This is a genomic window from Paraburkholderia sp. RL18-101-BIB-B (genome assembly GCF_046026985.1).
Lineage (GTDB): Bacteria > Pseudomonadota > Gammaproteobacteria > Burkholderiales > Burkholderiaceae > Paraburkholderia.
In genome coordinates this window covers 167,393-193,011 of the sequence record NZ_JARESV010000011.1, presented here as the reverse complement: position 1 = coordinate 193,011, position 25,619 = coordinate 167,393, and the positions used below count along the sequence as shown (strand labels likewise).

Sequence of the window (25,619 nt, the reverse complement as noted above, 5' to 3'; positions counted from 1 at the left end):
GCAAGGCGGCGGCGCGAATGGCTTGCGCCGCATACGTCGTTCAAGGCTGGCTCGGGCCGCCGGTGCGGCACGGCGCCTGTCTGACCAAACAAAGGGCCGGATGCAGGCTCAGTGCGCGTCCACGGTCGAAGCCGGAGCGTCCATCTTACCGCGATCGCTCTTCACCCGCTCAACGTGCGGTTTCGACCACGAACCGGTGATCGCGTAATCCCGCGCGAACGCGTGCGAGACCGTCTGGCTGAAGGCCACATCGGCCACCAGCGCGCCCAGCCCGAGCAGCGGATTGATGACCGCCGCGGCAATCACACCGGCGCCGGCGCTGACCGTCGGCACGATCCGCACGTGCAGGTCCTGCGTTTCTTGAGCGAGATCGACCGAGCCTTTCATCTCGGCGCGCGCCGGTGCGGTCACCATCTCGAAGTTCTCGGTGCGGCCAATGCCGTTGTGAACCTGCGCGGTGCCGGTGACATGATCGAACGGCAGGCCTTCGCCGATCACGTCGTGAAAATTCATGGTGGCGAAGCGCGCGAGGCTTTGCAGGCTGAGCACTCCCAGCAGCTTGGCGACGCCCGGATCGACCTTGAGAATCTCGCCGTGACGCAGATCGACGGCCAGATTGCCGTTAAAGGTCGGATAGTCGATCTTGGTCGGGCCGCCTTGCCACACCACCTTGCCCGAAAGCGAACCGCTGCCCGCCTTGAGCGTGCGCGGCTGGCCGAAGCGCTCCAGCAGCGCGCCGGCGTCCTTGATATCGAGCTTGAAATCGAACACGGTGCGGCGCGGCGTGGCTTCGTCGGCGCTGTTGCCGAGGCCGGTCGAGGTGCGCCAGTTCGCGGTGGCGGTCAGCGTAGCCGCGGGGTTGGTGATGTCGAGCTTGTCGAGTTGCCAGACCGGCACGCCGTCTTCGTCGAAGTTGTGCGCGTCGACTTCGAGGCGGCCAATGTTGCGGTCGCGCACGATCAACTCGTTGACCACCAGATCGATGGACGGCATGTTCTGCGCCGGCGCCGAGATCGCCTGGCCGAGCACGTCCTTGTCGGTCGCCGACGGAATCACCACGCGGGCAAAGCGCGCCTGTAGCGTGCCCGGCGACTCTTTCGTCGCGCCCGGCAGCCATGACACATGGCCCGACACCTGGTTCGAGGCGATGTTCGCCTGCCATGTGCGGTCCGTATGCGATGCGCCGACGATCACGCTGTCCCAGTGCCGTTTGAGCAGCGTCAGCGTGTCGATGTGCAACGCGAAGCGGCTCGGCAGGAATTGCGCGACGGTCGGGTTCTGCACAGCCGGCGTCACGGCGGCGGCCGCTTCTTTACTGCGTATTTGCGTGATCAGCGCGCGCCACGCGTCCGCGTCGAATTCGTCCAGGTCGACGGCGGCGATCACCCCTTCGGACGGCAGGTCGGCGGCCTTGTTCACGCCGATTGCGCCGCGCACGACCGTCGGCGTCGTTTTCGGCTGATAGCGCAGCAGATAGGTGGCGGCGACCGGGCCGAGGGTGAGATCGGCGCGCTCGATTCCCGCTTCGCCCGGTGCGGCGGACGGGCTGACGGCGAAACGCAGCGGCATCGGCGTGCCGACCGGCTTGTTGAAAGGCGCGGGGAAGTCGAGCGCGAGGCCGGTCAGATCGGAGTGCGCCTTCACTTCGGGCAGCTGTCCTTTGGCGCCGCGCACGTTGAGCGCGTAGGGCGCGCTGCCGCTCATGCGCGTCAGCACCTGCGCGGCCGGGCCACGCAGGTTGAGGCCGCGCGCCGCGTCGACGGCGATATGGCCGCCGAGGTCGAGCGCATAGGTGCCGTCCTTCTGCAATCCGCCGTTCGCATGCGCGTCGCCGCCGAGGAATTGCCCGGAGAGCCGGTCGACCTGCGCCGTGTGCTCGGTGAAATGCACCTTGCCCTTCAGTTGCGACAGCGGCGGCGCGTTCTCGACGCTCAGGCGATTGTTCTGGAAGCCGACCGCGCCTTCCACGGCGATGTGCGGCTTCGGCGTACGCGGCACCGTCAACTGGAGCGCGAGCGACGCGGGCCCTTCGGCGCGCACTTTCTCGGTTTCATGCTTCGCCATGATGCCGAGCGAGCTGGCGTTCACGTAGTCGAGCATGTCGGCGAGCGGCCCGTGGCCATCGCCCTTGATGACGAGGCTCGACGCCTTGGTGCCGAGGTCCTCGATCCTGCCGTTGACGCCGATCAGCGCGACCTGCTTGTAATGCGCCCGGTCGATGTCGAAGCGCAGCACGTTCTGCTTGAGCTCGAACATGCCGTCGATGCCGTCGAGCGCGGGCCACACGTTCGGCGTGCCGTTCCTCATCTTGCGCGGCGGGAATGGCGTCGGATCGAACTTGCCGCCCTTGAACGGCGCAACGATATGGAACTGCCCGGCGCTCGGATCGCGCGAGTAGGGAAATTTGGTGAGATCGCCGTGAATCTCGATGGTCGCGCCGTGCGACATGCCGGCCTGCAAGCCGTGGCCGAGATAGATGCGCAGCTTTTCGCTGATGCTGGTCGGCAAGTAGCGGACGATGCGCGACACCTGCGCGCGCTGGAAGTCGGCTTTCAGATCGAGCGAGCCGCGTCCGTGGCCGGGGTTGCTGTAGTCGGCGGAGGCGGTGGCCGCGGCGTCGGCGTTCGAGACGCCGAAATCGGCCAGCTTCACGGTGAAGGCCGGGCGGTTCTCGCCCGGCGCTTTCGGCGCAATGGTCCAATCGGCGCGGCCATGCAGATGGTCGAGCTTCAGGCGCGGGTCGTCGAACACGCCCGGCAGCGTAATGGCGACGTTGGAGGTGTTGAGCAGGGCGGTGCCGTGGGTCTCGTCGGCATCCACGCTGCCCCACAGATTCTCGATGCCGGGAATGCCCGCGCGCGGGTGATTCAGTGGTGTGAGCCCCGGCGGCGGTTCCTGAGCGGCGATGCTGATACCCTGCAGGTCGCCCTTGAAGCGATAGCGTTCGATCGGCTCGGCGCCGCTCGGGCGGCGATCGCTGCCTGCTTCGCCGGACTCGGGTTTGCCGCGTTCGACTTCGATCACATAATTGGCGACCAGACCGCGCGGATTGAAGCGCACCAGACTGTTCAGGAGGCGCAGCGGCAGCGGCAACGCGCGGCTGAATTCGGCGAGGATGCCGAGATCGACACGATCGCCGCTCACGCTGACGAGCTGCCCGTGTTGCTGCGAGGCGGTCCGGTAGCGGCTATTGAGCGTGGTGAACGCGAGTGTGCGGGTGAGCGGCGTGCCGTCGTCGAGCGGCGGCTGGCCGAGTTCGGCGTGCAGATTGGTCAGTTGCAGTCTGTAGTCGCCCTGGTCGGCTTCGAGGCGCCACGAGAAATTGGCGATCGGCACCAGCAGCTTCGGCTGGGTCGGACGCACCCGCATGGCGACGTCGGTGCCGGCGAGTTGCCCGCCCGCCGACTTCATGCGCCCGTCGGCGAAGTCGATCCAGATGGCGTTGTCGATTCGGCCGGCAAACGTCTCGATCGGGAAATTGACGTAGCGCGCGAGCGTCGGCAGATCGACCGGGCCGGTCGAGACGTACACCTGGCCGGTCCAGTTGATCGGCTTGCCGATCGCGGAGAGCCGCGCGTGTTTGAAGTGCGTGCGGAAATCGATCGGGCCGTGCAGGACCTGGCCGTCGGCGGGCGCCTGCAGCGCAAGGCGGTGATCGTAGCCGTCGTTCAGAATCGCGATGCGGATGTCGCGCAGCGCCAACTCCGGCGCGTCATGCTGCGCATCGCGCCAGCGCAGCGCGCCGCCGCGCACCACGATCGCCTGCTGACGCAGTAGCCAGGTGGACAAGGTGTCGTTGCCGCTGTGGCGAGTCGGCACCGGCACGCCCGCCACCGAAAGCACGCCGTCGCTGCTGCGCGACACCAGCACGTCCGGCTGATCGACGATCAGGCTGGACAGCGCGGGATGAAACTGCCAGAGCGACTTCCACGAGAGCGCGGCGGTGGCGTGCGGGATGGTCAGCGCGGCTTTGCCGTCGTGGTCGCGGATTACGAGGTCGGTGACGTCGAGACCCGGCTGGAAGCCGCTCCAATGCGGCGCGAGCTTGCCGATGGTGAACTGCGTGTGCAGCTTTTCGGAGATGGCGGCTTCGATGCGCGGCCGGAACGAATCGATCCGCGGCAGGACCACGTAGCGCAAGCCGAGAAACAGACCCGTCGCAATGAAGTACAGGACGAGCGCGAGCGCGAGGACCACGTGCAAGGTCCGACGCAGCACGATGTGGTCGCGTCCGCTCACAGGCCGGACCTGCGCAGTTTCGTGCTGGTCGGCGGATTCGTTTCGCTCGGACATGCTGCGGCGGGAGGGCGTATGGTAGTTTTGCGAATTAACGACGAAATGTAACACACGGGAAAGCGTAGGCGGACCTCCTGCAAACCCTGTCTGCATGCCGTCTCGCGACTTGCGCGAGGCTGCCGCACTCCTGTGCTACTGCGAACTGAACCACGCTGATCAAGCAACGAGCGAGCCAGACCCTTGATGACTGACGCCACTCTCCTGAGTTCCAACTATTCACACTACGCGGCGCGCGCTGCGGCGGCCCGTCCGCAACTCGTGGCGCACGTGGCGGCGCTGGCGTCCGGGCCGCTCACGCGCGAGCGTATCGACGCGCGTTTCGACGCCTTGTGCGCCGAGTCGGCCGGCGCGGCCGATGCGCCATTGAGTGAAGATGCACTTAAACGGGCCTTGCGCCAACTGCGCACCGAGGTTTTTTGCGCCGTGATGGAGCGTGATCTGGCGGGTGAGGCTGATGTTGCCGAAGTCACCGGCGCGATGACGGACCTGGCGGAGACGACGATCCAGCGCGCGCTTGCGGTCCTGTCCGCCGAACTCGAAGCGCTGTATGGCGAGCCGCGCAACCCGCAAGGCGAACGGCTCTCGCTTGGCGTGGTGGGGATGGGCAAGCTTGGCGGGCGCGAGCTGAACGTGTCGTCCGATATCGACTTGATCTTCATTTATGAAGAGGACGGTGAGACCGCTGGCGGCCAGCGTTCGCCGATCGCCACGCAGGACTTTTTCACGCGCCTCGGCAAGCGCCTGATCGGCGCCCTCGCCGAAGTGACCGGCGACGGCTACGTGTTCCGTGTCGATATGCGGCTGCGGCCGAACGGCGACTCGGGGCCGCTCGTGTGCAGTCTCGGCATGCTCGAAGAGTATTTCTACGTGCAAGGCCGCGAGTGGGAGCGCTATGCGTGGATCAAGGGGCGTCTCGTGTCCGAAGCCGCGAGCGATGCCGCGCAACGGCTGCAGAAGCAGCTCGATGCGATCGTCATGCCGTTCGTCTACCGCCGCTATCTCGACTTCGGCGTGATCAGCGCGATTCGCGCACTCCATCTGCAGATTCGCCAGGAGGCGCAGCGGCGTGCGTCGATGCGTCCCGACAAGGCGGACGACATCAAGCTCGGGCGGGGCGGCATCCGCGAAATCGAATTCAGCGCGCAGGTGTTCCAGTTGATCCGTGGCGGCCAGGATGCGGGCTTCCGTGTGCGGCCGACGCTTGCCGTGCTGCGTCACGCGGCCACGCATGGGCTGATCGACACGTCGGTTTGCGTGAAGCTGTCGCAGGCGTATCGCTTCCTGCGCGAACTCGAGCATCGGCTGCAATACCGCAACGATGCGCAGACCCATGCGATGCCGGTCGATCGCGAGGAACGCGCGGCGCTCGCTCATGCGATGGGTTGCGACGACTACGCCGCGCTGATGGCCAAGCTCGACGCGCATCGCGAATTCGTCGAACAGCAGTTCGATCAGATTTTCGCCGACAAGGTGAGCGGCCGCGACGGCTGTGGCGCACCCGAAGACGGCGCCGGCGTGTGGGTGTGGAGCAGCGCGCTCGCCGACGACAGCGCCGACGAAGCCCTGCAGGCGCGCCTGATCGAACTCGGCGTGGCCGAACCGGGCGAACTGCTCGCGCGGCTGCGCGCGGTGTGGCAGTCGTCGCGTTATGCGGGGCTGGCCGAGCGCAGCCGGCAACGTTTCGACATCGTCGCGCAACGGGCGCTCGAAGCCGCGCGCACGCTGGAGCCCGCCGAGCGGCGCGGCGATACGGTGGCGCGGTTCTTCGACCTGCTCGAAGCGGTGAGCCGGCGCGGCGCGTATCTCGCGCTGCTGACCGAATATCCGCAGGCGCTGCATCGCGTGCTGTCGGTGCTCGGCGGGTCGCGCTGGGCGGCCGGCTACCTGATCCGCCATCCGCAATTGCTCGACGAATTGCTGGACGACGAAGCGATCAACAGTCCGTTCGACTGGCCCGAGTTCAAGCGCACGCTGCGCCTGCGCCTTGCCGCGGCGGACGGCGTCGAGCAGCAGATGGATCTGTTGCGCCATGCCCACCAGGCCGAGGTGTTTCGCATTCTGCTAATCGATCTGGCCGGCAAGCTGAGCGTCGAACATGTGAGCGACCGGCTGTCCGAACTCGCCGATGCCGTGCTCGACGTCACGCTCGAGGCCGTCTGGAACCAGCTGCCGAAACGCCACCGCGACGTGCCGCGTTTCGCGGTGATCGCGTACGGCAAGCTAGGCGGCAAGGAACTGGGCTACGCGTCCGATCTCGACGTGATCTTCCTCTACGACGACCCCGACGACGCCGCAGCCGACGTCTACTCCACCTACACCCGCCGCCTGATCACCTGGCTCACGACGGCAACCGGCGCCGGCACCCTGTTCGACGTCGACTTGCGTCTGCGGCCGAACGGCGAATCGGGCCTGCTCGTCACCGATCTGGACGCGTTCCGCCGTTACCAGTTGCGCGAGGGCGACGCAGCGAATACGGCGTGGGTATGGGAGCACCAGGCATTGAGCCGCGCGCGTTACTGCGCGGGCGACGCTGAGATCGGCGCGAAGTTCGAAGCCATCCGCGAACAGGTGCTGACCACGCCGCGCGAAGCGGCGCCGCTGATGAAGGAAATTGTGGAGATGCGTGCGCGCGTCGAAGCGGGGCATCCGAACCATACGGCGCTGTTCGACCTGAAGCACGATAGCGGCGGGATGGTGGATATCGAGTTCACCGTGCAGTACTGGGTGTTGTTGCACGCGGCGAGCGATCCCGAGTTGATCCGCAATACCGGCAACATCGCGTTGCTGCGGGAAGTGTCGCGCTTCGGCCTGATGAGCGAGGCGGAAGCGGAGACGGTCGGCGCGGCGTACCGAACGTACCGCAAGTTGCAGCACCAGTTGCGGCTGGATGGGATGGAGAAGGCGCGGGTCGAGCCGGCGCTGGTGGCTAGGGAGCGTGAAGCGGTGCTGGGGCTGTGGAAGCGTGTGTTTGGTTGAACGCGCGCGAGGGTTTCTCAAGCGGGGCCTGCCTAGCGGCGCTTCGAGCGGCGGCGTGAGCGACGTCGCGGCCTTCACTTTGCCAAGCGGGCGACGCGCCCAGCGATTCACCCTTAGCCGTCGTTCGTCGCCGCCAGTGCTCCGATCGCGAGTCGCGGATGGCGAGGGCATCCCCAGCCGACGAACAACTACGCCGCCAGCATTTCCTTCGCATGCTTGCGCGTGGTCGGTGTGATCTCCAGGCCGCCGAGCATGCGCGCGACTTCCTCGACGCGACTCGCCTTGTCGAGCGAGGTCACGCTGCTGACCGTGCCACCTTTGCCGTTGCCCGCTTTCGCCACCTGGAAATGATGGTCGCCGCGCGCGGCAACTTGCGGCAAGTGCGTCACGCACAGCACCTGGCGCTGTTGGCCAAGCTGATGCAAAAGCCGCCCGACCACTTCGGCGACGCCGCCGCCGATGCCCGTGTCCACTTCGTCGAAGATCAGCGTGGGTGTCGGGCTGGCGGCGCTGGCGATCACGGCGAGCGCGAGGCTGATCCGCGCCAGTTCGCCGCCTGAGGCGACCTTGGCAAGCGGCCGCAGCGGCACGCCGGCATGCCCGGCGACGCGGAACTCGACCTGTTCGAGCCCATGCGCGCCGCCTTCGGGCAGCGGCACCAGCGCGACTTCGAAGCTGCCGCCTTTCATCGACAGTTCCTGCATGCCCGTGGTCACCGCCGCGCCCAGCGCCTTGCCGGCCTTGGCGCGCGCCTTCGAGAGTTTCTTCGCCTCGGTCAGGAAGTCTTCCCTGGCTTTGGCTTCGGCGGCGTGCAGGCTGTCGAGGTCGGCGGCCGCGTCGAGCGCGGCCAGTTGCGCGCGACGCGCCTCGTGTTCCTCAGGCAGTGTTTCCGGCTGCAGACGGAACTTGCGCGCGGCCGAATGCAACGCGTCGAGACGCTTCTCGACCTGCGCCAGCCGATCCGGATCGAGTTCGAGCTTTTGCGCGTAATGACTCAGCGAATAAGCCGCTTCCTGCAGCTGGATTTCGGCCGGCTCGAGCGCGGCCAGCACGTCGTTCAAGGCCGGATCGATCTCCGCCAGATCACGCACCTTCGAGACGATCGAGGAAAGATGCGTGATCATGGCCTCGTCCGATTCGGACAGCGCGCCGAGCGCGCCTTGCACGCCGTCGATGAGATTGGCGGAGTGCGACAGCCGCCGATGCTCGGCGTTCACTTCTTCCCACTCACCGGGTTGCGGCGCGAGCTTGTCCAGTTCGGTGAGCTGCCAGGCGAGGCGCTCGCGTTCCAGTTGCAGTTCACGGTCACGCGTTTGCGCGTGCTCGACCGCCTGAACCTTCTCGCGCCACATGCGCCATGCTCGCGTAACGGTCGCGGCAGTGTCGGACAGGCCGGCGTGTGTGTCGAACAGTTCGCGTTGCGCGTCGGGGCGCATCAGCAACTGGTGTGCATGCTGGCCATGAATATCCACCAGCATTTCGCCGACCTCGCGCAACTGCGCGAGCGTCGCCGCGGTGCCGTTGATGAAGGCCCGCGAGCGGCCGTTCGCATCCACCACGCGCCGCAGCATCACCGTGCCGTCGTGATGGCCGTCGTCGCCGGTCGTGCCGAGCGCCTGCTCGTCGAGCCATTGCTCGACCTGCGCGTGCGTCTCGAACTCCGCGGTGATGTCGGCGCGGCTTTCGCCGGCGCGCACGACGTTCGCATCGGCGCGGGCGCCGAGCGCGAGCGCCAGCGCGTCGATCAGGATCGATTTGCCGGCGCCGGTTTCGCCGGAGAAAACAGTAAAGCCGCTGTCGAATTCGAGATCGAGCGCGGCGACGATGACGAAGTCGCGTATCGAGAGGTGGCGAAGCATGGAGGTCGTCTGGTGAGCGTGATAGTCGGGTTTCGGCAGCGGCGGCGTTCGCGTTCCGGTGTCCTTGCCGCTCAGGGCTTGGGATCTTCTTCGTGCGACGGGTATTCGTTCCAGTGCAGCTTCTTGCGCAGCGTGGCGAAGTAGCTGTAGCCGACGGGATGCAGCATCGGCACCGTATGACGCGAGCGGCGCACTTCGATCGTGTCGCTCAGTTCGAGCGAGGTGAACGACTGCATGTCGAAATTGACGTTCACTTCGCGCCCCGAGACGATCTGGATGCTCACCTTGGAGTCGTCCGGCAGCACGATCGGCCGGTTCGAGAGCGCGTGCGGCGCGATCGGCACCAGCACGATGCCTTGCAATTGCGGATGCAGAATCGGCCCTTGCGACGACAGCGCGTAAGCGGTCGAGCCGGTGGGCGTGGCCACGATCAGGCCGTCCGAGCGCTGGTTGTACATGAAGCGGCCGTCCACCGAGACATGCAGTTCCGCCATGCCCGAGAAGCCGCTGCGGTTGACCACCACGTCGTTGAAGGCCAGCGCGTGATAGATCGGATTGCCGCCGCGCATGATGCGCGCTTCGAGCAGCACACGTTCTTCGCGCTCGAAATTGCCCGACAGCATTTGCGGCACGATCTCGCGCATGTCGGAGATCGGAATGTCGGTAATGAAGCCGAGCCGCCCGTGGTTGATGCCGATCAGCGGCGTGCGGTACGGCGCAAGCTGGCGGCCGATGCCGAGCATGGTGCCGTCGCCGCCCAGCACCACCGCAACGTCGGCGCGCGCGCCGATCTCGGCGGGACGCAGCGCCGGATAGTCGGTGACGCCGATCTCGGCGGCGGTGTCGGCTTCGAACACGACCTCGAAGCCGCGCTTCGCGATGCACGAGGCGAGCGTGGTCAAGGGCTCGGCGATGCCCGGCGTATTGTTGCGCCCGACGAGCGCGACGGTCTTGAACTGGCTGGTCACTTGCATGCCGGCATTACACCATAGGTAGGGCCTGAAAAGAACCGCAGACAGACCCGGTAGCGGGCCGGCATGCGCGGGCCGTCAGCGCATCTCGCGATTGTCGTTAGAATGGTGAAGCCTTGATGACATGTGCGCCGGTTAAAGTGCGGCGGGGTGCCGGCAGCGGGGCCGCCCAGAAGGTGGCCCGCAAGGTGGTCCGCAAAGCGTCGGGCGGAACGCCGGCTAGCAGGCCGGACCGAAGGCAATGCGCTGCGCTGGCAACAGGCGGCGCGTTCGTCAGGGATGGGCGCCCCTAGCGCTCGCGGTTGTCGTGCCATTGAGCTAAAATTTTCCGTCATGCTAGATCCTCGCGCACAAACCCTCCTCAAAACGCTGATCGAGCGTTACATCGCCGAAGGTCAGCCGGTCGGCTCGCGCACGTTGTCGCGCTATTCGGGCCTCGAACTGAGTCCCGCAACGATCCGCAACGTGATGTCCGACCTCGAGGACCTGGGGCTCGTGATCAGTCCGCATACTTCGGCGGGCCGCATTCCTACGCCTCGCGGCTACCGCCTGTTCGTGGACACCATGCTGACGGTGGAGTCCGCCGCAGACGAAGAGGCCGTGACACGTACCGTCAAGACTACGCTGCAGGCGGGCGAACCGCAGAAAATCGTTGCGGCGGCGGCCAGCGTGCTCTCCAATTTGTCGCAGTTCGCCGGCGTGGTGCTCACGCCGCGGCGCAGCCATGTGTTCAAGCAGATCGAGTTCATGCGTTTGTCCGACAAGCGCATTCTGCTGATCATCGTCACGCCGGAAGGGGACGTGCAGAACCGCATCATGGCGACCCAGCGCGATTTCTCGCCGTCGCAACTGGTCGAGGCGTCCAACTACATCAACGCGCACTTCGCGGGCCTTTCGTTCGACGACGTGCGCCGCCGCCTGCGCGAAGAAATCGACGAGTTGCGCGGCGACATGACTACGCTGATGCATGCCGCCGTCACCGCCAGCACGGACGAATCCGACACGGGCGAGACCGTGCTGATTTCCGGCGAGCGCAACCTGCTCGAAGTCGCCGACCTTTCGTCGGACATGGCGCGCTTGCGCAAGTTGTTCGATGTGTTCGACCAAAAGACTAGTCTCCTTCAATTGCTCGACGTGTCGAGTCACGCGGCGGGCGTGCAGATTTTCATCGGCGGCGAGTCGAATCTCGTGCCGATCGAGGAAATGAGCGTGGTCACCGCGCCGTACGAGGTGAACGGCAAGATCGTCGGCACGCTCGGCGTGATCGGGCCGACCCGCATGGCCTACAACCGCGTGATTCCGATTGTGGACATCACCGCGCGCCTGCTTTCCCTGACTCTCAGCCAGCAATAAATAGCTTCGACTCCTGGCCGCGGCGGCACCTGCTGCAAATAATGCGTGACCGCGCGCGGCTTGCCAATTGGCCGAATGGCCAGGGGTGTCCGGCGGACCGGTGCATGAACCGCGCCGCTATAATGAATCCCACCTGAACCGACTCTCCGCCAAAACCGGTTACTTCTGCTGCCTATGCGCTTCGACCTCGAGCGGCCCTCACAGAACGCCACGTCACACCGTGTCGCCGTGCTGCTGATCAATCTCGGCACGCCCGACGCGCCGACGCCGCGTGCGGTCCGCCGCTATCTCGCGCAGTTTCTGTCCGATCCGCGCGTGGTCGAAATTCCGGCGCTGCTCTGGCAGATCATTCTGCGGCTGCTGATTTTGCCGGTCCGGGGCCGCGCGTCCGCCAAGAAGTACGCCGCGGTGTGGATGCCCGAAGGCTCGCCACTGCGCGTTCACACAGAGAAGCAGGTGGAGGGCTTGCGCCATCTGTTGCAATTGAACGACTACACTGTGCTGGTCGATTACGCGATGCGCTACGGCACGCCGGGCATTCCGGCCATGCTGAACCAGCTCAAGCTGGCGGGCGCCGAGCGCGTGCTGCTGATGCCCATGTATCCGCAGTATTCGTCGTCGACCACCGCCACCGCTTTCGACGACGCCTTTTCGGCGCTCAAGCGTATGCGCAATCAGCCGGAGATCCGCACGGTGCGGCAGTACGCCGACCATCCCGCCTACATCGCAGCGCTTGCCGCGCAGGTGCATCACTATTGGCATCAGCACGGCCGGCCGGACTTTGCCGCGGGCGATAAGCTGGTGCTGAGTTTCCACGGCGTGCCCAAGCGCACGCTGGATCTCGGCGACCCATACCACGAGCAATGCCAGCAAACCGGCGCACTTCTGATGCAAGCGCTCGAACTGACGCAGGTGGAATGCCGCATCACGTTCCAGTCGCGTTTTGGCAAGGCCGAATGGCTGCAGCCCTACACGGCGCCCACGCTGAAGGAACTGGGTGCGGCGGGCGTGCGGCGCGCCGACGTGTTCTGTCCGGGGTTTACAGCCGATTGCCTTGAAACCATCGAGGAAATCGGCATGGAAGTGCGCGACGAATTCCTCCACGCGGGCGGCAAGGATTTCCATCGGATTCCCTGCTTGAACGCCTCGCAGGCATGGATTGCCGCGCTGGGCGAAATCGTCGCGCAGAACCTGCAGGGCTGGCCGGTGCAGGCGTTGCCGGTGCCGCATACGACAGGACCTTGAACAGGCTCATGAATTACACGATTTCAACTGAAGCGGGCGCGAAGCTGCGCATCGACAAATGGCTTTGGGCGGCGCGCTTCTTCAAGACGCGTTCGCTCGCGGCCGACGCCGTCGAAAAAGGCCATGTGCGGATTGGCGGCGCCAGCGTCAAGCCGGCCAAAGACGTGCGGGTCGGCGACCTGGTGGAGATCGAGATCGAACGGATCGTGTGGCAGGTGGAAGTGTTGGGCGTGTGCGACGTGCGCGGCCCGGCGAGCGTCGCGCAAACGCTTTATGCGGAAACCGAAGCGAGCAAGGTGAAGCGGCAGGTCGAACAGGAGCGGCGCAAGACGTATCGCGAGCCGGCGGCCGCATTGCACGGCCGGCCGACGAAACGCGACAGGCGCACTATCGACAAACTTTCAGGTGGGGGTTGAACAGTTGTTCCATGGTCGCGTGCACACCGCCGTATTCGGTAGTGTGGTCGTTGACAGCCCCGGACATGCAGATGGTCGTGGTGCCCGCAATCAGAACCAATGCGACCACCGAGATTGCAAAGGTCAGTTTCACGGTACTCCCCTCGGGAAGGTTCAGGATAAAGACGGGCGAATCGGGTGGAAATTGCAATATGTCGGAAAGGTTGACGTCAGATTAGGGTTAACGCGTCTTTTCCGATGCTTAAGTGGAGCATAGGCCACTTGTCGATAGCACTCAATCCCAATCTGATTGCGCAGCAATAATCGTTGTAACCGGGCATTTCGGCCGCGCGTTCGTGGTGCGAAAAGATCCGGGAGAACCGCTTGAAATGGTTGTTCCCGGCCTCATCTGCCGTTTTGATTTGCGGTGACTCGCGAAGTTGTCTGTCGCGATTTTGCAACGCACAAACCGCGCCAGGTTTGATGCGCTGCCTGCCACCGTTGGCTTTTACCTCGCTTTCACCCATTTAACGACTTTCAGCGACATGGAAAACACGCAAGAGAACCCGACGAGCCAGAATCCCACGCCCGCCGACGAAACCGCGCGCCAGGCCGCCGATGCCGCGGCACCTCAGCAGGAAGCGGCTGCCAACGCCGCGACCGACTCGCCGGTCAACGCCGAGCAAGCGGCCTTGGCCGAAGCTGAAGCGAAGATCGCCGAGTTGCAGGAAAGCTTCCTGCGGGCTAAGGCTGAGACCGAAAACGTCCGCCGCCGCGCTCAGGAAGACGTCGCCAAGGCACACAAGTTTGCAATCGAGAGCTTCGCCGAGCATCTGCTGCCGGTAATCGACAGCCTCGAGGCAGCCGTCGCCCACTCATCCGACGATCTGCAGAAGGTGCGCGAAGGCGTCGAACTCACGCTGCGCCAGCTCACCGGCGCGTTGGAGAAGGGCCGCGTCGTCGCCCTGAATCCGATTGGCGAGAAGTTCGACCCGCACCGCCATCAGGCCATTTCCATGGTGCCGGCCGAGCAGGAGCCGAACACCGTGGTGGCCGTGCTGCAAAAGGGCTTCGTGATCGCCGATCGCGTGCTGCGGCCGGCACTCGTGACCGTCGCGGCACCGAAGTAAGCGCCGGAAGGCTCGGTAAGCCGTTTCGGCCGGCAGGCAGCGCCGCGGCCAGTGTTCTCGTCGGCGCCTCGGTGCTTCGCGTCTTCGCGATGCGCGAGCTCGGCGCCGAGTCATTCGGAGCAGACGATGAGCTGGCGTGGTGTTTGCCAGAATCTCGACCGCTTCAACTGTGAGATCTTCAGGAAAGCCGTGCCCGTGAGCCGGGCGCGATTCGCGCGCTCGGTCTCGAATGGTTTCACAGCAACGTTGGCGAGCATCGCGAACTGGGCCGGCGCTTCATGCTGCACGGCGCGGCCACGTGGTTTCACTTCCACGTCGGCAGGCAGGCGGCTCGGTTAATGGAACAAATTTGGGCAAAAGTTCGCCCGATTGAAAAAAATTAAAGACCGCATCGCAAAAGAGGTCTTGAAAACGATGCGGACGCACTTATGTTGAGTGCAGGTAGGAATTGAGAGCGGATCGCCTTACCGCCAGCTGGGCAAACAAGGCGCTTCCCGCAGCGATCAAAGTTAGGAGATTAGTAAAAATGGGCAAAATCATCGGCATCGACCTCGGCACGACCAACTCGTGCGTGGCGATCATGGAAGGCAATTCGGTCAAGGTGATCGAGAACTCGGAAGGTGCGCGCACCACGCCGTCGATCATCGCTTACATGGAAGACGGCGAGATTCTCGTCGGCGCGCCTGCGAAGCGTCAGTCGGTCACCAACCCGAAGAACACGCTGTACGCAGTCAAGCGCCTGATCGGCCGCCGCTTCGAAGAAAAAGAAGTGCAGAAAGACATCGGCCTGATGCCGTACAAGATCATGAAAGCCGATAACGGCGACGCATGGGTCGAAGTGCGCGATCAGAAGCTCGCTCCGCCGCAAATCTCCGCGGAAGTGCTGCGCAAGATGAAGAAGACCGCTGAAGACTATCTCGGCGAGCCGGTCACGGAAGCTGTGATCACGGTTCCCGCGTACTTCAACGACAGCCAGCGCCAGGCAACCAAAGATGCAGGCCGCATCGCCGGTCTGGAAGTGAAGCGGATCATCAACGAGCCGACGGCAGCCGCTCTGGCGTTCGGTCTGGACAAGGCCGAAAAGGGCGACCGCAAGATCGCGGTGTATGACCTGGGCGGCGGTACGTTCGACGTGTCGATCATCGAAATCGCGGACGTCGACGGTGAAATGCAGTTCGAAGTGCTCTCCACGAACGGCGATACGTTCCTGGGCGGTGAAGACTTCGACCAGCGCATCATCGATTACATCATTGCCGAGTTCAAGAAAGAACAGGGCGTGGATCTGTCGAAAGATGTGCTCGCGCTGCAACGCCTGAAGGAATCGGCTGAAAAGGCGAAGATCGAACTGTCGTCGAGCCAGCAAACCGAAATCAACCTGCCGTACATCACGGCCGACGCGTCGGGTCCGAAGCACTTGAACCTGAAAATTACGCGTGCGAAGCTGGAAGCGCTGGTTGAAGAGCTGATCGAACGCACCATCGAACCGTGCCGCGTGGCGATCAAGGACGCAGGCGTGAAGGTCGGCGAAATCGACGACGTGATTCTCGTCGGCGGTATGACCCGCATGCCGAAGGTGCAGGAAAAGGTCAAGGAGTTCTTCGGCAAGGATCCGCGCCGTGACGTGAACCCGGACGAAGCCGTCGCCGTGGGCGCCGCGATTCAAGGCCAGGTTCTGTCGGGCGACCGCAAGGACGTTCTGCTGCTCGACGTGACCCCGCTGTCGCTCGGCATCGAAACGCTCGGCGGCGTGATGACGAAGATGATCAACAAGAACACCACGATCCCGACCAAGCACGCCCAGGTCTATTCGACGGCCGACGACAATCAGGGCGCCGTGACGATCAAGGTGTTCCAGGGCGAACGCGAAATGGCAGCGGGCAACAAGCTGCTGGGCGAGTTCAATCTGGAAGGCATTCCGCCGGCACCGCGCGGCACGCCGCAGATCGAGGTGAGCTTCGACATCGACGCGAACGGCATTCTGCACGTCGGCGCGAAAGACAAGGCGACCGGCAAGGAAAACCGCATCACGATCAAGGCAAACTCGGGTCTGTCCGAAGCCGAAATCGAGAAGATGGTGAAGGACGCCGAAGCGAACGCGGAAGAAGATCACAAGCTGCGTGAACTGGCCGATGCGCGCAACCAGGGCGACGCGCTGGTCCACAGCACGAAGAAGGCGCTCACCGAATACGGCGACAAGCTGGAAGCTTCTGAGAAGGAAAAGATCGAAGCCGCGCTGAAGGACCTCGAAGAAACGCTGAAGAGCGGTTCGAGCGACAAGGCCGCGATCGAAGCCAAGATCGAAGTGGTGGCCACCGCCTCGCAGAAGATGGGCGAGAAGATGTACGCCGACATGCAGGCTGCGCAGGGTGCCGAAGCAGCGGCAGCGGGCGCGGCAAGCCCGGGTGCAACGGCCGGTGGCGCGAGCCACCAGCAGGACGACGTGGTCGACGCCGAGTTCAAGGAAGTCAAGAAAGACTAAAGCCAGGTCGCCTTTCGACCGTAAAGCCGCACACAGCCTTGTGTGCGGCCCGGCTGCACCGGAGACTGCGCCAGCTTTGTCGAACAGCAGGACAGCAGAAACGTGCAAGAGCGGTTATCACGCCTGGCGAGCCTTTTAGGCTCTCCGGGCACATTTGTTTTATGGAGGGCGTTGTTTTGAGCCGCATTCAGGCGGCATGAAACGACGGCCGGACGAGTCGTGAGACTCCAGCATTCAAGAGGAGCCACCGTGCGCATTGCGCGAGTGGCGTTGAACCGATATGGCGAAACGGGATTACTACGAGGTTCTGGGCGTCGCAAAGAACGCGAGCGACGACGAAATCAAGAAGGCTTATCGCAAGCTGGCGATGAAGCACCACCCCGACCGCAATCCGGGCAACAAGGATGCGGAAGAGCATTTCAAAGAGGTGAAGGAAGCCTATGAAATGCTGTCGGACTCGCAAAAGCGTGCCGCGTACGATCAGTACGGCCACGCGGGCGTCGATCCGAACATGGGCGGTGCCGGGGCGCAAGGCTTCGGCGGGTTTGCCGACGCATTCGGCGATATCTTCGGCGACATCTTCGGCCAGGCGGCCGGTGGTGCCGCACGCGGCGGCGGCCGCGCCGGCCCGCAGGTGTATCGCGGCGCCGATCTGCGCTACAGCATGGAAATCACGCTGGAACAGGCCGCACACGGCTATGACACGCAGATTCGCGTGCCGAGCTGGGTCTCGTGCGAAGTCTGTCACGGTTCGGGCGCCAAGCCCGGCACCAAGCCGGAAACCTGCCCGACCTGTAGCGGTTCGGGTTCGGTGCGTATGTCGCAAGGCTTTTTCAGCATTCAGCAAACCTGCCCGAAGTGCCACGGCACCGGCACCTACATTCCTGAACCGTGCGGCCACTGCCACGGCGCGGGCAAGGTGAAGGAAACCAAGACGCTGGAAGTGAAGATCCCGGCAGGTATCGACGACGGCATGCGTATCCGTTCCGCCGGCAATGGCGAGCCGGGTATCAACGGCGGCCCGTCGGGCGATCTGTACGTCGAGATTCACATCAAGCAGCACTCGGTTTTCGAGCGCGACGGCGACGATCTGCATTGCCAGATGCCGATTCCGTTCACCACCGCGGCGCTCGGCGGCGAAATCGAAGTGCCGACCCTCGCGGGCCGCGCCAGCTTCACCGTGCCGGAAGGCACGCAGTCGGGCAAGACGTTCCGTCTGCGTGGCAAGGGCATCAAGGGGCTGCGTTCGAGCATTGCCGGCGATCTGTACGTGCACGTGCAAGTCGAAACGCCGGTCAAGCTCACCGAGCCGCAACGCGATCTGCTCAAGCAGTTCGAGAAGGCATTGGTCGAGGGTGGCTCGCGGCATAGTCCGCAAAGCAAGAGCTGGTTCGATCGGGTGAAGAGTTTCTTCGATTAATGGCAGTTTGAAGTTGGCGGTAGGTATGACGGCAGATGAGCGCGACGCGGTGTTCGCGTTGCTCGACGATTGCGACGCGACGGCGGCGCGCCGTTCGAGTCGTCTGTACACGGGTTTTGTGCATGAACGGGTGTGTGCGGATGCCGCGCAGCTCGAAGCCGTGTGCGAGACCGTGGTCGCTGAGACGCAGCGAGGTTTGCATGCCGTCGTGCTCGCCGACTATGAGTTCGGCCGGAATCTTCTCGACGGAGAAGTACACCGGTCTCTGAAAACGCAGCGTGGCGATGCCACGCTGCGTTTTTTATTGTTCGAACGTTGCGAGAAGCTTGCTCGCGAAGAGGTCGACGCGTGGCTCATGGCGCGCGACGAAGGCACGGCCGAGCCATCAGTGGCGGGTACGGCCAACGTGCGCGCGAGCGTCGACACGGCGCAATTCAATGCGGCGATCGATGCAATTCACTCGGCCCTGCGCGCGGGCGATTCGTATCAGGTCAACTACACGTATCGGCTCGGGTTCGACGTATTCGGCTCGCCGACCGCGCTGTATCGGCGGTTGAGGGCGCGTCAGCCGGTGCCGTATGGCGCGCTGATCGTGTTACCGGGCGGACAGTGGGTGCTGTCCTGCTCACCGGAGCTCTTCATCGAGAAGCAGGGCGCGATGTTGCGTGCGCGGCCGATGAAAGGCACGGCGCCGCGCTCGGACGACTCGGCGGCGGACCGGCGCGCTGCCGAATTCCTCGGCAACGATCCAAAAAACCGTGCCGAAAACGTGATGATCGTCGACCTGTTGCGCAATGATCTGTCGCGGGTCGCGCAAACAGGCTCGGTCAAAGTGCCGGCGTTGTTTTCGGTCGAGCCGTATGCGTCGGTGTGGCAGATGACCTCGACGGTGCATGCGACGTTGCGGCCCGGCACGTCGTTCGCCGGAATATTGCGCGCGTTGTTTCCCTGCGGCTCGATCACCGGCGCGCCGAAGCATCGCACGATGCAGTTGATCGATGAACTCGAGAGCACGCCACGCGGGCTCTATACCGGCGCGATTGGTTGGCTGGATGCGCCTTCATCGGCTGCTGATCCCACAGACACAACCACGCTCGAAGCAAACCAGACCGCCTGTGGCGACTTCTGCTTATCCGTCGCGATCCGCACGCTGACGTTGAGCCACTCGACACAAACTGGCCAACTAGAAGGCAAGATGGGCGTCGGCGCGGGCATCGTGCTCGACAGCATCGCCACAGACGAATATGCGGAGTGCCAATTGAAGGCCAGCTTTCTGACCGGCGCCGAGCCGGGTTTCGAGCTATTCGAAACGATGTATGCGACACGCGAAGAGGGCGTGCGGCATCTATCACGCCATCTCGCACGGCTCTCGTCGAGCGCCGCGACGCTCGGCTTCAAACTTGACGACGCAAACGCCATTAGCGCAGAGATCGCGGCGAAGTGTGCGTCGCTGCCTGCGCACACGCCGCATCGCATGCGGCTTGCGTTGAGCAAAAACGGCACGATACAGATCACTGCCGCGGTATTGACGCCGCTAGCCGAATCGACAGTCGGCGTGCTGCTTGGACCCGATCACGCTTTCCCGGCAACCGACGCCGCCGACCCGCTGCTACGCCACAAAACGACGCGCCGCGCCGAATACGATCGCGGCTGGCGCGAAGCCGAAGCGAAGGGCGCATTCGATACGTTGTTCTTCAACGCGCAAGGCGAGTTGACCGAAGGCGGCCGTTCGAATGTGTTGGTGAAGTTGGGTGGGCGCTGGTGGACACCGCCGCTTGTGTCGGGCGTACTACCCGGCGTGATGCGCGGCGTTCTACTCGAGGACGTGTCGGATTTGCAGGTGGCCGAACGTGTGCTGAGCCGGACGGATTTGCAAAACGCCGAAGCGCTAATGGTGTGCAATGCGCTGCGAGGCGCGGTACCGGCGCGGATTGTGGACTGAGAGAGGCGAGAGAGTAAGCCGCTAACGGCAGCAGCAGGAAACGCGGCGCCGGCTCGCCTGTCTGCGCGCTTCAGCCGTGAAGAATATGCCGTAGCCGAGCCATCCAGCCGGTCAGGCGCGCATGCCAGGCGGATTTCCGCACGTCATGCGGTACGGTGGCGGGGTCGCGGATTCCCGCTACATCGATCAGGCAAAATGGGCTCATGGTGGTCTCTCCCCGGCTCGCGGCCAAGCCGCATTAACAGGAAGACGAAGACAGACAACCAGCTTTGCATACGATATCCGATTGGTCTCAAAACGGGCGCGAAGACGCCCGTTCCGCCGCATTCTCTATCGCTTGAAACTCAGAACGTGTGCTCCGGCCCAGGAAACGAACCATCCTTCACTGCGGCCACATACGCTTCCACGGCCGCCAGAATACTTGGCTGCCCTTGCATGAAATCCTTCACAAAGCGCGGCCGTTTACCGGGGAAAATGCCCAGCATGTCGTGCAGCACCAGCACCTGACCCGAACAATCCACGCCCGCGCCGATGCCGATCGTCGGAATGCGTAACTGCTTCGTCACGTCGCTCGCGAGCAGCGTCGGAATCGCTTCCATCACGATCAACTGCGCGCCGGCTTGCTGGACGGCGAGCGAGTCGCGCATCAACTGCGTCGCCCCCGCCTCGGTTTTGCCTTGCACCTTGAAGCCGCCGAACGCATGCACGGATTGCGGCGTCAGACCGACGTGCGCGCATACGGGAATCGAACGTTCCACCAGGAAGCGCACCGTGTCCGCGAGCCATTCGCCGCCTTCGAGCTTCACCATCTGCGCGCCGGCGCGCATCAACTCCACCGAGCTTCTGAAGGCGTCTTCCGGCGTGCCGTAGGTGCCGAACGGCAAGTCGGCCACGATTAGCGCCGCGGGCCGCGCACGCGCCACGCTAGCCGTGTGATACGCGATGTCGGCGAGCGCCACGGGCAGGGTGGTCGTCTGGCCTTGCAGCACGTTGCCGAGCGAGTCGCCGATCAACAGCACGTCGACGCCCGCGCGATCCAGCAGCGCGGCAAAGCTCGCGTCGTAGCAGGTGAGCATGGCGATTTTTTCGCCGGCATCGCGCATTGCCTGCAGTTTCGGCACGGTGATGGCGTTCCGGCTCGCTTCCTGCAAATAGGTCATGGGTCAATCCGTTGAGAAAAGAGAGGTGGCGGCGCCGCTTACAGCGACGTGCCCTTGACAAAGAACTCCTTGCGGCCGCGCATGGTTTCGATGCGTTCGGCGAGCAGCGCAAGGTCCGCGTCTGAGTCGAGCGGATTGAGGTGTTCGGCGTTGACCGTCAGCACGGGCGTGCGGTCGTAGTGATAGAAAAACTCGTTGTACGCGTCGCACAGCGCGTGCAGATACGCGTCGGAAATCTGTAGCTCCATTGGCACCGCGCGCTTCTGGATGCGCGCGAACAGCACCTCGGGACTCGCCTGCAGATAGACCACGAAGTCGGGCGCCGGCGCGTTGACGTCGATCCGCGTGGCAAGCGCGCGATACAACTGCCACTCGTCTTCCTGTAGCGTCAGACGCGCGAAGATGTCGTTCTTCTGCGTCATGAAATCGGCGATCAGCGGCGTGCCCGACAGGTGCGCCGCGCTCACGTCCTGCGCCTGCTGCGCGCGCTGCAAGGCAAAGTGCAGTTGCGTGGGCAACGCGTAACGCGCGGTGTCGCGATAAAAGCGTTCGAGGAAAGGATTGTCCTGCGGCCGTTCGAACAGTTCGTGCATCGACCAGCGCTGCGCGAGGCGGCGTGCGAGCGACGTCTTGCCGACGCCGATCGGCCCTTCGATCGCGAGATAGCCGAACGGAGGCCGCAGTTGCGGCGCCGTGACGGTGAGCGGCGTTGAATTCATTCGCAGCGGCCTTTGGGTGGCGTGCTCTCGGCGGCCAATGCATTGAGCATAGGACACTGGCAAGGCCCCTTCACCTTCTCGATGCGCTGATCGCTCACGCCGCTGAGCAGCGCTTCGGCGCGGCCATGTTGCGGGATGACCAGCGTGGGGTCGATCTCGATGAGCGGCACCAGCGCGAAAGCGCGTTCGATCAAACGTGGATGCGGCACGATCAGATCGGCTTCGTCGATCGATTGATCGCCGAACAGCAGAATGTCCAGATCGAGCGTGCGCGGGGCATTGCGAAACGGCCGCTCGCGGCCGAACTGATGCTCGATCTTGTGGCACAGCGCAAGCAGATGCCGCACGGGGAGCGTCGTATCGATCTTCACGACGCAGTTGAAATAATCGTCACCGCCCGCGTCGATCGGGGCAGTGCGATACAGGCTCGACTTGGCGAGCACGGTGATGGTGTGCTGTTGTGCGAGGCACACCACCGCGTCTTTCAGGGTCTGGCGCGCGTCCCCGAGATTCGCGCCGAGGCCGAGATAAGCAACCGTCATGGCATAACTTCCTGCAACTTTCGTTCGACGGCAACAGCGAACGCTAGGTCAGTCTTCGTGCGGGCCGTCATGGCTCGCGTCGTCGGCTGTGCGTTCGGCTGGCGTACCGCCCTCCAATCCGTCCCCCGGCTTGCGGTTTCTGGCGCCACTGCTGCGCCGCCGTCGTTTTCTGGGGCTTCGGTCCTTCCCGCCTTGCGTGAGCAATGCCTCACGTGCGGCGATGTCTCCTTCAATGAACTCCGTCCACCACGCACCGACCGACTCATCGAGTTCGCCCGATTCGCAGCGCAACAGGAGGAAATCATACCCCGCTCTAAATCTTTGGTGTTCCAGCAGCTTCAGCGCACTTCTTCCGGAGCGTTTTTCGAGGCGCAACTGCAGGCCCCAGATCTCGCGCATATCCGACGAGAAGCGCTTGTGGATCGCGAGTTTCTCCGTCTGCATGTCGAGGACGTCGTCCATCGCGCGATGCAGTGCGGGTACCGGATATTCGCCGTTCGCTTCAAATTTTTGCCAGCGCTGCTGCACGTCGTGCCACAACAACGTGGCGAACAGGAAGCCCGGCGACACCGGCTTGCCGGCGCGCACGCGGGCATCCGTGTTGTTCAGGGCCAACGTGATGAACTTCTCGCCGATAGGTTGCTCGAGCACCACGTCGAGCAAGGGCAGCAGGCCATGATGCAGGCCTTCCTGGCGCAGGCGTTTCAAACACGCGAGCGCATGCCCCGACAGCATCAGCTTGAGCATCTCGTCGAAGAGACGCGCGGCGGGCACGTTGTTGATCAGATCGGCCATGTTGGCGATCGGCTCGCGCGTGCTGTCCTCGATCTCGAAGTCGAGCTTCGCCGCGAAACGCACCACGCGCAGCATACGCACCGGATCTTCGCGATACCGCGTGGCCGGGTCGCCGATCATGCGCAACAGACGCGCGCGCATGTCGGCCATGCCGTTGTGATAGTCCAGCACGGTTTGCGTGGCCGGATCGTAGTACATCGCGTTGATCGTGAAGTCGCGGCGCGTGGCGTCTTCGTGCTGCTCGCCCCACACGTTGTCGCGCAACACGCGGCCGCTTGCGTCCACCGCGTGCGTGCGGCGGTCGAGTTCGTCGCGTTTCAGGCGACGGGCCGGAGGCGCGTCTGCCGCGGGCGGATCGACCAGTGCGCGAAACGTCGAGGTCTCGATGATTTCCTGGCCGAACTGCACATGCACGATCTGAAACCGGCGGCCGATGATGCGCGCGCGGCGGAACAGCTTCTGCACCTGCTCGGGCGTGGCGTCGGTGGCGACGTCGAAGTCTTTCGGCTTGATGCCGAGCAGCAGATCGCGCACCGCGCCGCCAACGATGAACGCGCGGTGCCCCGCCTGTTGCAGACCTTCGGTGACGCGAATCGCGTTCCTCGAGATTAGCGCCTGGTCGATGCCGTGCACGTCGTGCGGAATGATGACCGGCACGTCTGGGTCACGCACGGTCTTGACGGGCGCGCGGGCGGGTTTGCGGCGCGCCTTGCTGGCACTTGACGATGCGTGCGCCGGTGCGCTGCCGGTTTCGTCTGCTTCGGCTTCGGCGGGCAGGCTGTCGTCAGCGGGCGCCGAGTCCTGGCCGAATAGCTTGCGGATAAGTTTTTTGATCACGAGGGTTGAAAGAGTTCGAGGATGCGCCAGCCTTTGGCCTGCGCATGGGCGCGCAATGTGTCGTCCGGATTGGTCGCGATCGGGTCCGTGACTTTTTCGAGCAGCGGAATGTCGTTGTGCGAATCGCTATAGAAATAGCTGCGCTCGAAGTCGCTCCACGTCTTGCCGAGCGAGGCGAGCCATGCTTCGGTGCGCACGATCTTGCCTTCCTTATAGCTCGGCGTGCCGGTGGGGCGGCCGGTGTACGGCGAATGCGGCTCGCCGTCGACGGTTTCCGCTTCGCAGGCGATCAGCGTGTCGACGCCGAATGCCTGAGCGATCGGGCGGGTGATGAATTCGTTGGTGGCGGTGACCACGCAACACAGGTCGCCCGCTTCGCGGTGCTGCTTCACCAGCTCCAGCGCGACGGGGAAAATCGCCGGCTTGATGACTTCGTGCATGTACTGCGCGTGGAAGTCGGCCAGCTGCGCGCGCGTGTACTTCGACAGCGGCGTGAGCATGGCGATCAGATAGGCGTGAATGTCGAGCCTGCCGGCTTTGTAGTCGGCGAAAAAGCGGTCGTTTTCACGGGCGAAATTTTCGGCGTCGACCATGCCGTGTTTCACCATGAAGCGGCCCCATTCGTGGTCGCTGTCGGTGGGGATGAGCGTGTGGTCGAGGTCGAAGAGTGCGAGGTTAGCCATGGGGGCCTATTTTACTTGAAGCGGCGGATGACGCGGATGAGGCCGCTGAGGTCGGCACAGCGCGCCGTTCTTCGGCGTCCGGCGAAGCCAGCATGGTACGCAACAGCGGCAGCGTGACCGCACGTTTCTGTTCGAGCGAGAAGCGGTCGAGCGCGTCGAGCAGCGCCATCAGACTCGGCATGTCGCGGCGAAAATGCGTGAGCAGGTAGGCCGGCACGTCGTCGGCGAGCATGATGCCGCGCTCGCGCGCCGCGTGTTTCAGCACTGCGGCCTTGCCTTCGTCCGGCAGCGGCGCGAGATGGAACACGAGTCCCCAGCCGAGGCGCGTGCGCAGATCCTCGCGCACCGTCATGCCGATGGGCGGCGCGTTGCCCGCGGCGACCAGCGCGCTGGTGGGATGCGCGCGCACTTCGTTGAACAGGTTGAAGACGGCGATCTGCTGCGCGGCCGACAGGCCGTCGCAATCGTCGATTGCATAGAGCGCGACGCGCGGGTCGAAGCTGAAGGCGGCGAGACTGCTCTGCGGGCCGGCGAAACGCGCGTGCCCCGGCGACGCTTCGTGCACGAGCGCCTGCAACAGGTGCGTGCGGCCGCTGCCGGACTCACCCCAGATGTAGAACGTGCGATCGGCGACCGGCCCGGCGGCGAGCGCGTTCTCGAGCTCGCGCAAGCGCGTGACCAGCTCCGCGTTGGCACCGGCGAAGAAATTGTCGAATGTCGATGGCGGCGGGGTGCCGAGATCGAGCGTCAGTTGACGAAGCACAGTAGGTGAATGCCGAAAATGAGGCTTGGGCCGCAAATGGCCCGCAGAACGGGC

18 protein-coding genes are annotated in these 25,619 nt (G+C 64.2%); 8 read left to right on the top strand and 10 right to left on the bottom strand.

Annotation, left to right across the window (positions count from 1 at the left end):
• Window positions 1-108: 108 nt before the first annotated feature.
• Window positions 109-4,293, bottom strand: coding sequence for a YhdP family protein (locus P0D73_RS18665; protein WP_408432454.1), 4,185 nt, complete (start codon window positions 4,291-4,293; stop codon window positions 109-111).
• Window positions 4,294-4,479: 186 nt separating this feature from the next.
• On the opposite strand from P0D73_RS18665, the gene glnE reads away from it, so the two are divergent.
• Window positions 4,480-7,272 carry a bifunctional [glutamate--ammonia ligase]-adenylyl-L-tyrosine phosphorylase/[glutamate--ammonia-ligase] adenylyltransferase gene (gene glnE, locus P0D73_RS18660; protein ID WP_408178869.1) on the top strand — a complete coding sequence of 931 codons (2,793 nt, stop codon included), beginning with the start codon at window positions 4,480-4,482 and terminating at the stop codon, window positions 7,270-7,272.
• Window positions 7,273-7,460: 188 nt separating this feature from the next.
• Here glnE and recN read toward each other — a convergent pair whose 3' ends face one another.
• Both recN and P0D73_RS18650 read right to left on the bottom strand, forming a co-directional pair.
• Window positions 7,461-9,131, bottom strand: coding sequence for a DNA repair protein RecN (gene recN / locus P0D73_RS18655; protein ID WP_408283415.1), 1,671 nt, complete (start codon window positions 9,129-9,131; stop codon window positions 7,461-7,463).
• Between the two features lie 71 nt (window positions 9,132-9,202).
• A complete protein-coding gene (locus tag P0D73_RS18650) occupies window positions 9,203-10,105 on the bottom strand; it encodes an NAD kinase (protein ID WP_408178867.1) in 903 nt (300 codons plus the stop codon).
• Between the two features lie 330 nt (window positions 10,106-10,435).
• On the opposite strand from P0D73_RS18650, the gene hrcA reads away from it, so the two are divergent.
• The 3 genes from hrcA (at window position 10,436) to P0D73_RS18635 (ending at window position 13,116) form a co-directional block, all read left to right on the top strand.
• On the top strand, window positions 10,436-11,455 hold the full coding sequence (gene hrcA, locus P0D73_RS18645) for a heat-inducible transcriptional repressor HrcA (protein WP_106284494.1): 1,020 nt from the start codon (window positions 10,436-10,438) through the stop codon (window positions 11,453-11,455).
• Window positions 11,456-11,629: 174 nt separating this feature from the next.
• A complete protein-coding gene (gene hemH / locus P0D73_RS18640; RefSeq protein WP_408432452.1) occupies window positions 11,630-12,700 on the top strand; it encodes a ferrochelatase in 1,071 nt (356 codons plus the stop codon).
• Between the two features lie 8 nt (window positions 12,701-12,708).
• Window positions 12,709-13,116 carry an RNA-binding S4 domain-containing protein gene (locus tag P0D73_RS18635; protein WP_132375997.1) on the top strand — a complete coding sequence of 136 codons (408 nt, stop codon included), beginning with the start codon at window positions 12,709-12,711 and terminating at the stop codon, window positions 13,114-13,116.
• 209 nt (window positions 13,117-13,325) lie between these two features.
• On the opposite strand, the gene P0D73_RS18630 is transcribed toward P0D73_RS18635, so the two are convergent.
• Window positions 13,326-13,622 carry a hypothetical protein gene (locus P0D73_RS18630; protein WP_408432450.1) on the bottom strand — a complete coding sequence of 99 codons (297 nt, stop codon included), beginning with the start codon at window positions 13,620-13,622 and terminating at the stop codon, window positions 13,326-13,328.
• An 18-nt stretch (window positions 13,623-13,640) separates the two neighbouring features.
• On the opposite strand from P0D73_RS18630, the gene grpE reads away from it, so the two are divergent.
• From grpE to pabB, 4 genes are all read left to right on the top strand, one after another.
• Complete coding sequence (gene grpE, locus P0D73_RS18625) at window positions 13,641-14,225, top strand: nucleotide exchange factor GrpE (RefSeq protein WP_408432448.1); 585 nt, start codon at window positions 13,641-13,643, stop codon at window positions 14,223-14,225.
• Between the two features lie 526 nt (window positions 14,226-14,751).
• On the top strand, window positions 14,752-16,704 hold the full coding sequence (gene dnaK / locus P0D73_RS18620) for a molecular chaperone DnaK (RefSeq protein ID WP_132375994.1): 1,953 nt from the start codon (window positions 14,752-14,754) through the stop codon (window positions 16,702-16,704).
• Window positions 16,705-16,984: 280 nt separating this feature from the next.
• Window positions 16,985-18,124, top strand: a complete 1,140-nt coding sequence (dnaJ, locus tag P0D73_RS18615; RefSeq protein WP_132375993.1) for a molecular chaperone DnaJ — start codon at window positions 16,985-16,987, stop codon at window positions 18,122-18,124.
• Between the two features lie 25 nt (window positions 18,125-18,149).
• A complete protein-coding gene (gene pabB, locus P0D73_RS18610; protein WP_408432445.1) occupies window positions 18,150-20,066 on the top strand; it encodes an aminodeoxychorismate synthase component I in 1,917 nt (638 codons plus the stop codon).
• A gap of 344 nt (window positions 20,067-20,410) precedes the next feature.
• Here pabB and panB read toward each other — a convergent pair whose 3' ends face one another.
• From panB to hda, 6 genes are read right to left on the bottom strand one after another with little or no spacing between them, the layout of a single operon-like run.
• Window positions 20,411-21,226 (bottom strand): 3-methyl-2-oxobutanoate hydroxymethyltransferase, encoded by an 816-nt coding sequence (gene panB, locus P0D73_RS18605; protein WP_408432443.1) that lies wholly within the window; start codon window positions 21,224-21,226, stop codon window positions 20,411-20,413.
• 38 nt (window positions 21,227-21,264) lie between these two features.
• The gene (locus P0D73_RS18600; protein WP_408178861.1) at window positions 21,265-21,945 is read right to left on the bottom strand and encodes a deoxynucleoside kinase; all 681 of its coding nucleotides are present in this window, start codon (window positions 21,943-21,945) and stop codon (window positions 21,265-21,267) included.
• Window positions 21,942-22,487 (bottom strand): 2-amino-4-hydroxy-6-hydroxymethyldihydropteridine diphosphokinase, encoded by a 546-nt coding sequence (gene folK, locus P0D73_RS18595; RefSeq protein WP_132375989.1) that lies wholly within the window; start codon window positions 22,485-22,487, stop codon window positions 21,942-21,944. Before folK ends, P0D73_RS18600 begins: the two co-directional genes overlap by 4 nt.
• 48 nt (window positions 22,488-22,535) lie before the next feature.
• Window positions 22,536-24,119, bottom strand: coding sequence for a polynucleotide adenylyltransferase PcnB (gene pcnB / locus P0D73_RS18590; protein WP_408432441.1), 1,584 nt, complete (start codon window positions 24,117-24,119; stop codon window positions 22,536-22,538).
• Window positions 24,116-24,802: a histidinol-phosphatase gene (locus tag P0D73_RS18585; RefSeq protein WP_132375987.1), complete on the bottom strand. Its 687-nt coding sequence runs from the start codon at window positions 24,800-24,802 to the stop codon at window positions 24,116-24,118. Before P0D73_RS18585 ends, pcnB begins: the two co-directional genes overlap by 4 nt.
• The gene (gene hda / locus P0D73_RS18580; protein ID WP_132375986.1) at window positions 24,795-25,565 is read right to left on the bottom strand and encodes a DnaA regulatory inactivator Hda; all 771 of its coding nucleotides are present in this window, start codon (window positions 25,563-25,565) and stop codon (window positions 24,795-24,797) included. The genes P0D73_RS18585 and hda overlap by 8 nt, the downstream gene beginning before the upstream one ends.
• Window positions 25,566-25,619: the final 54 nt, after the last annotated feature.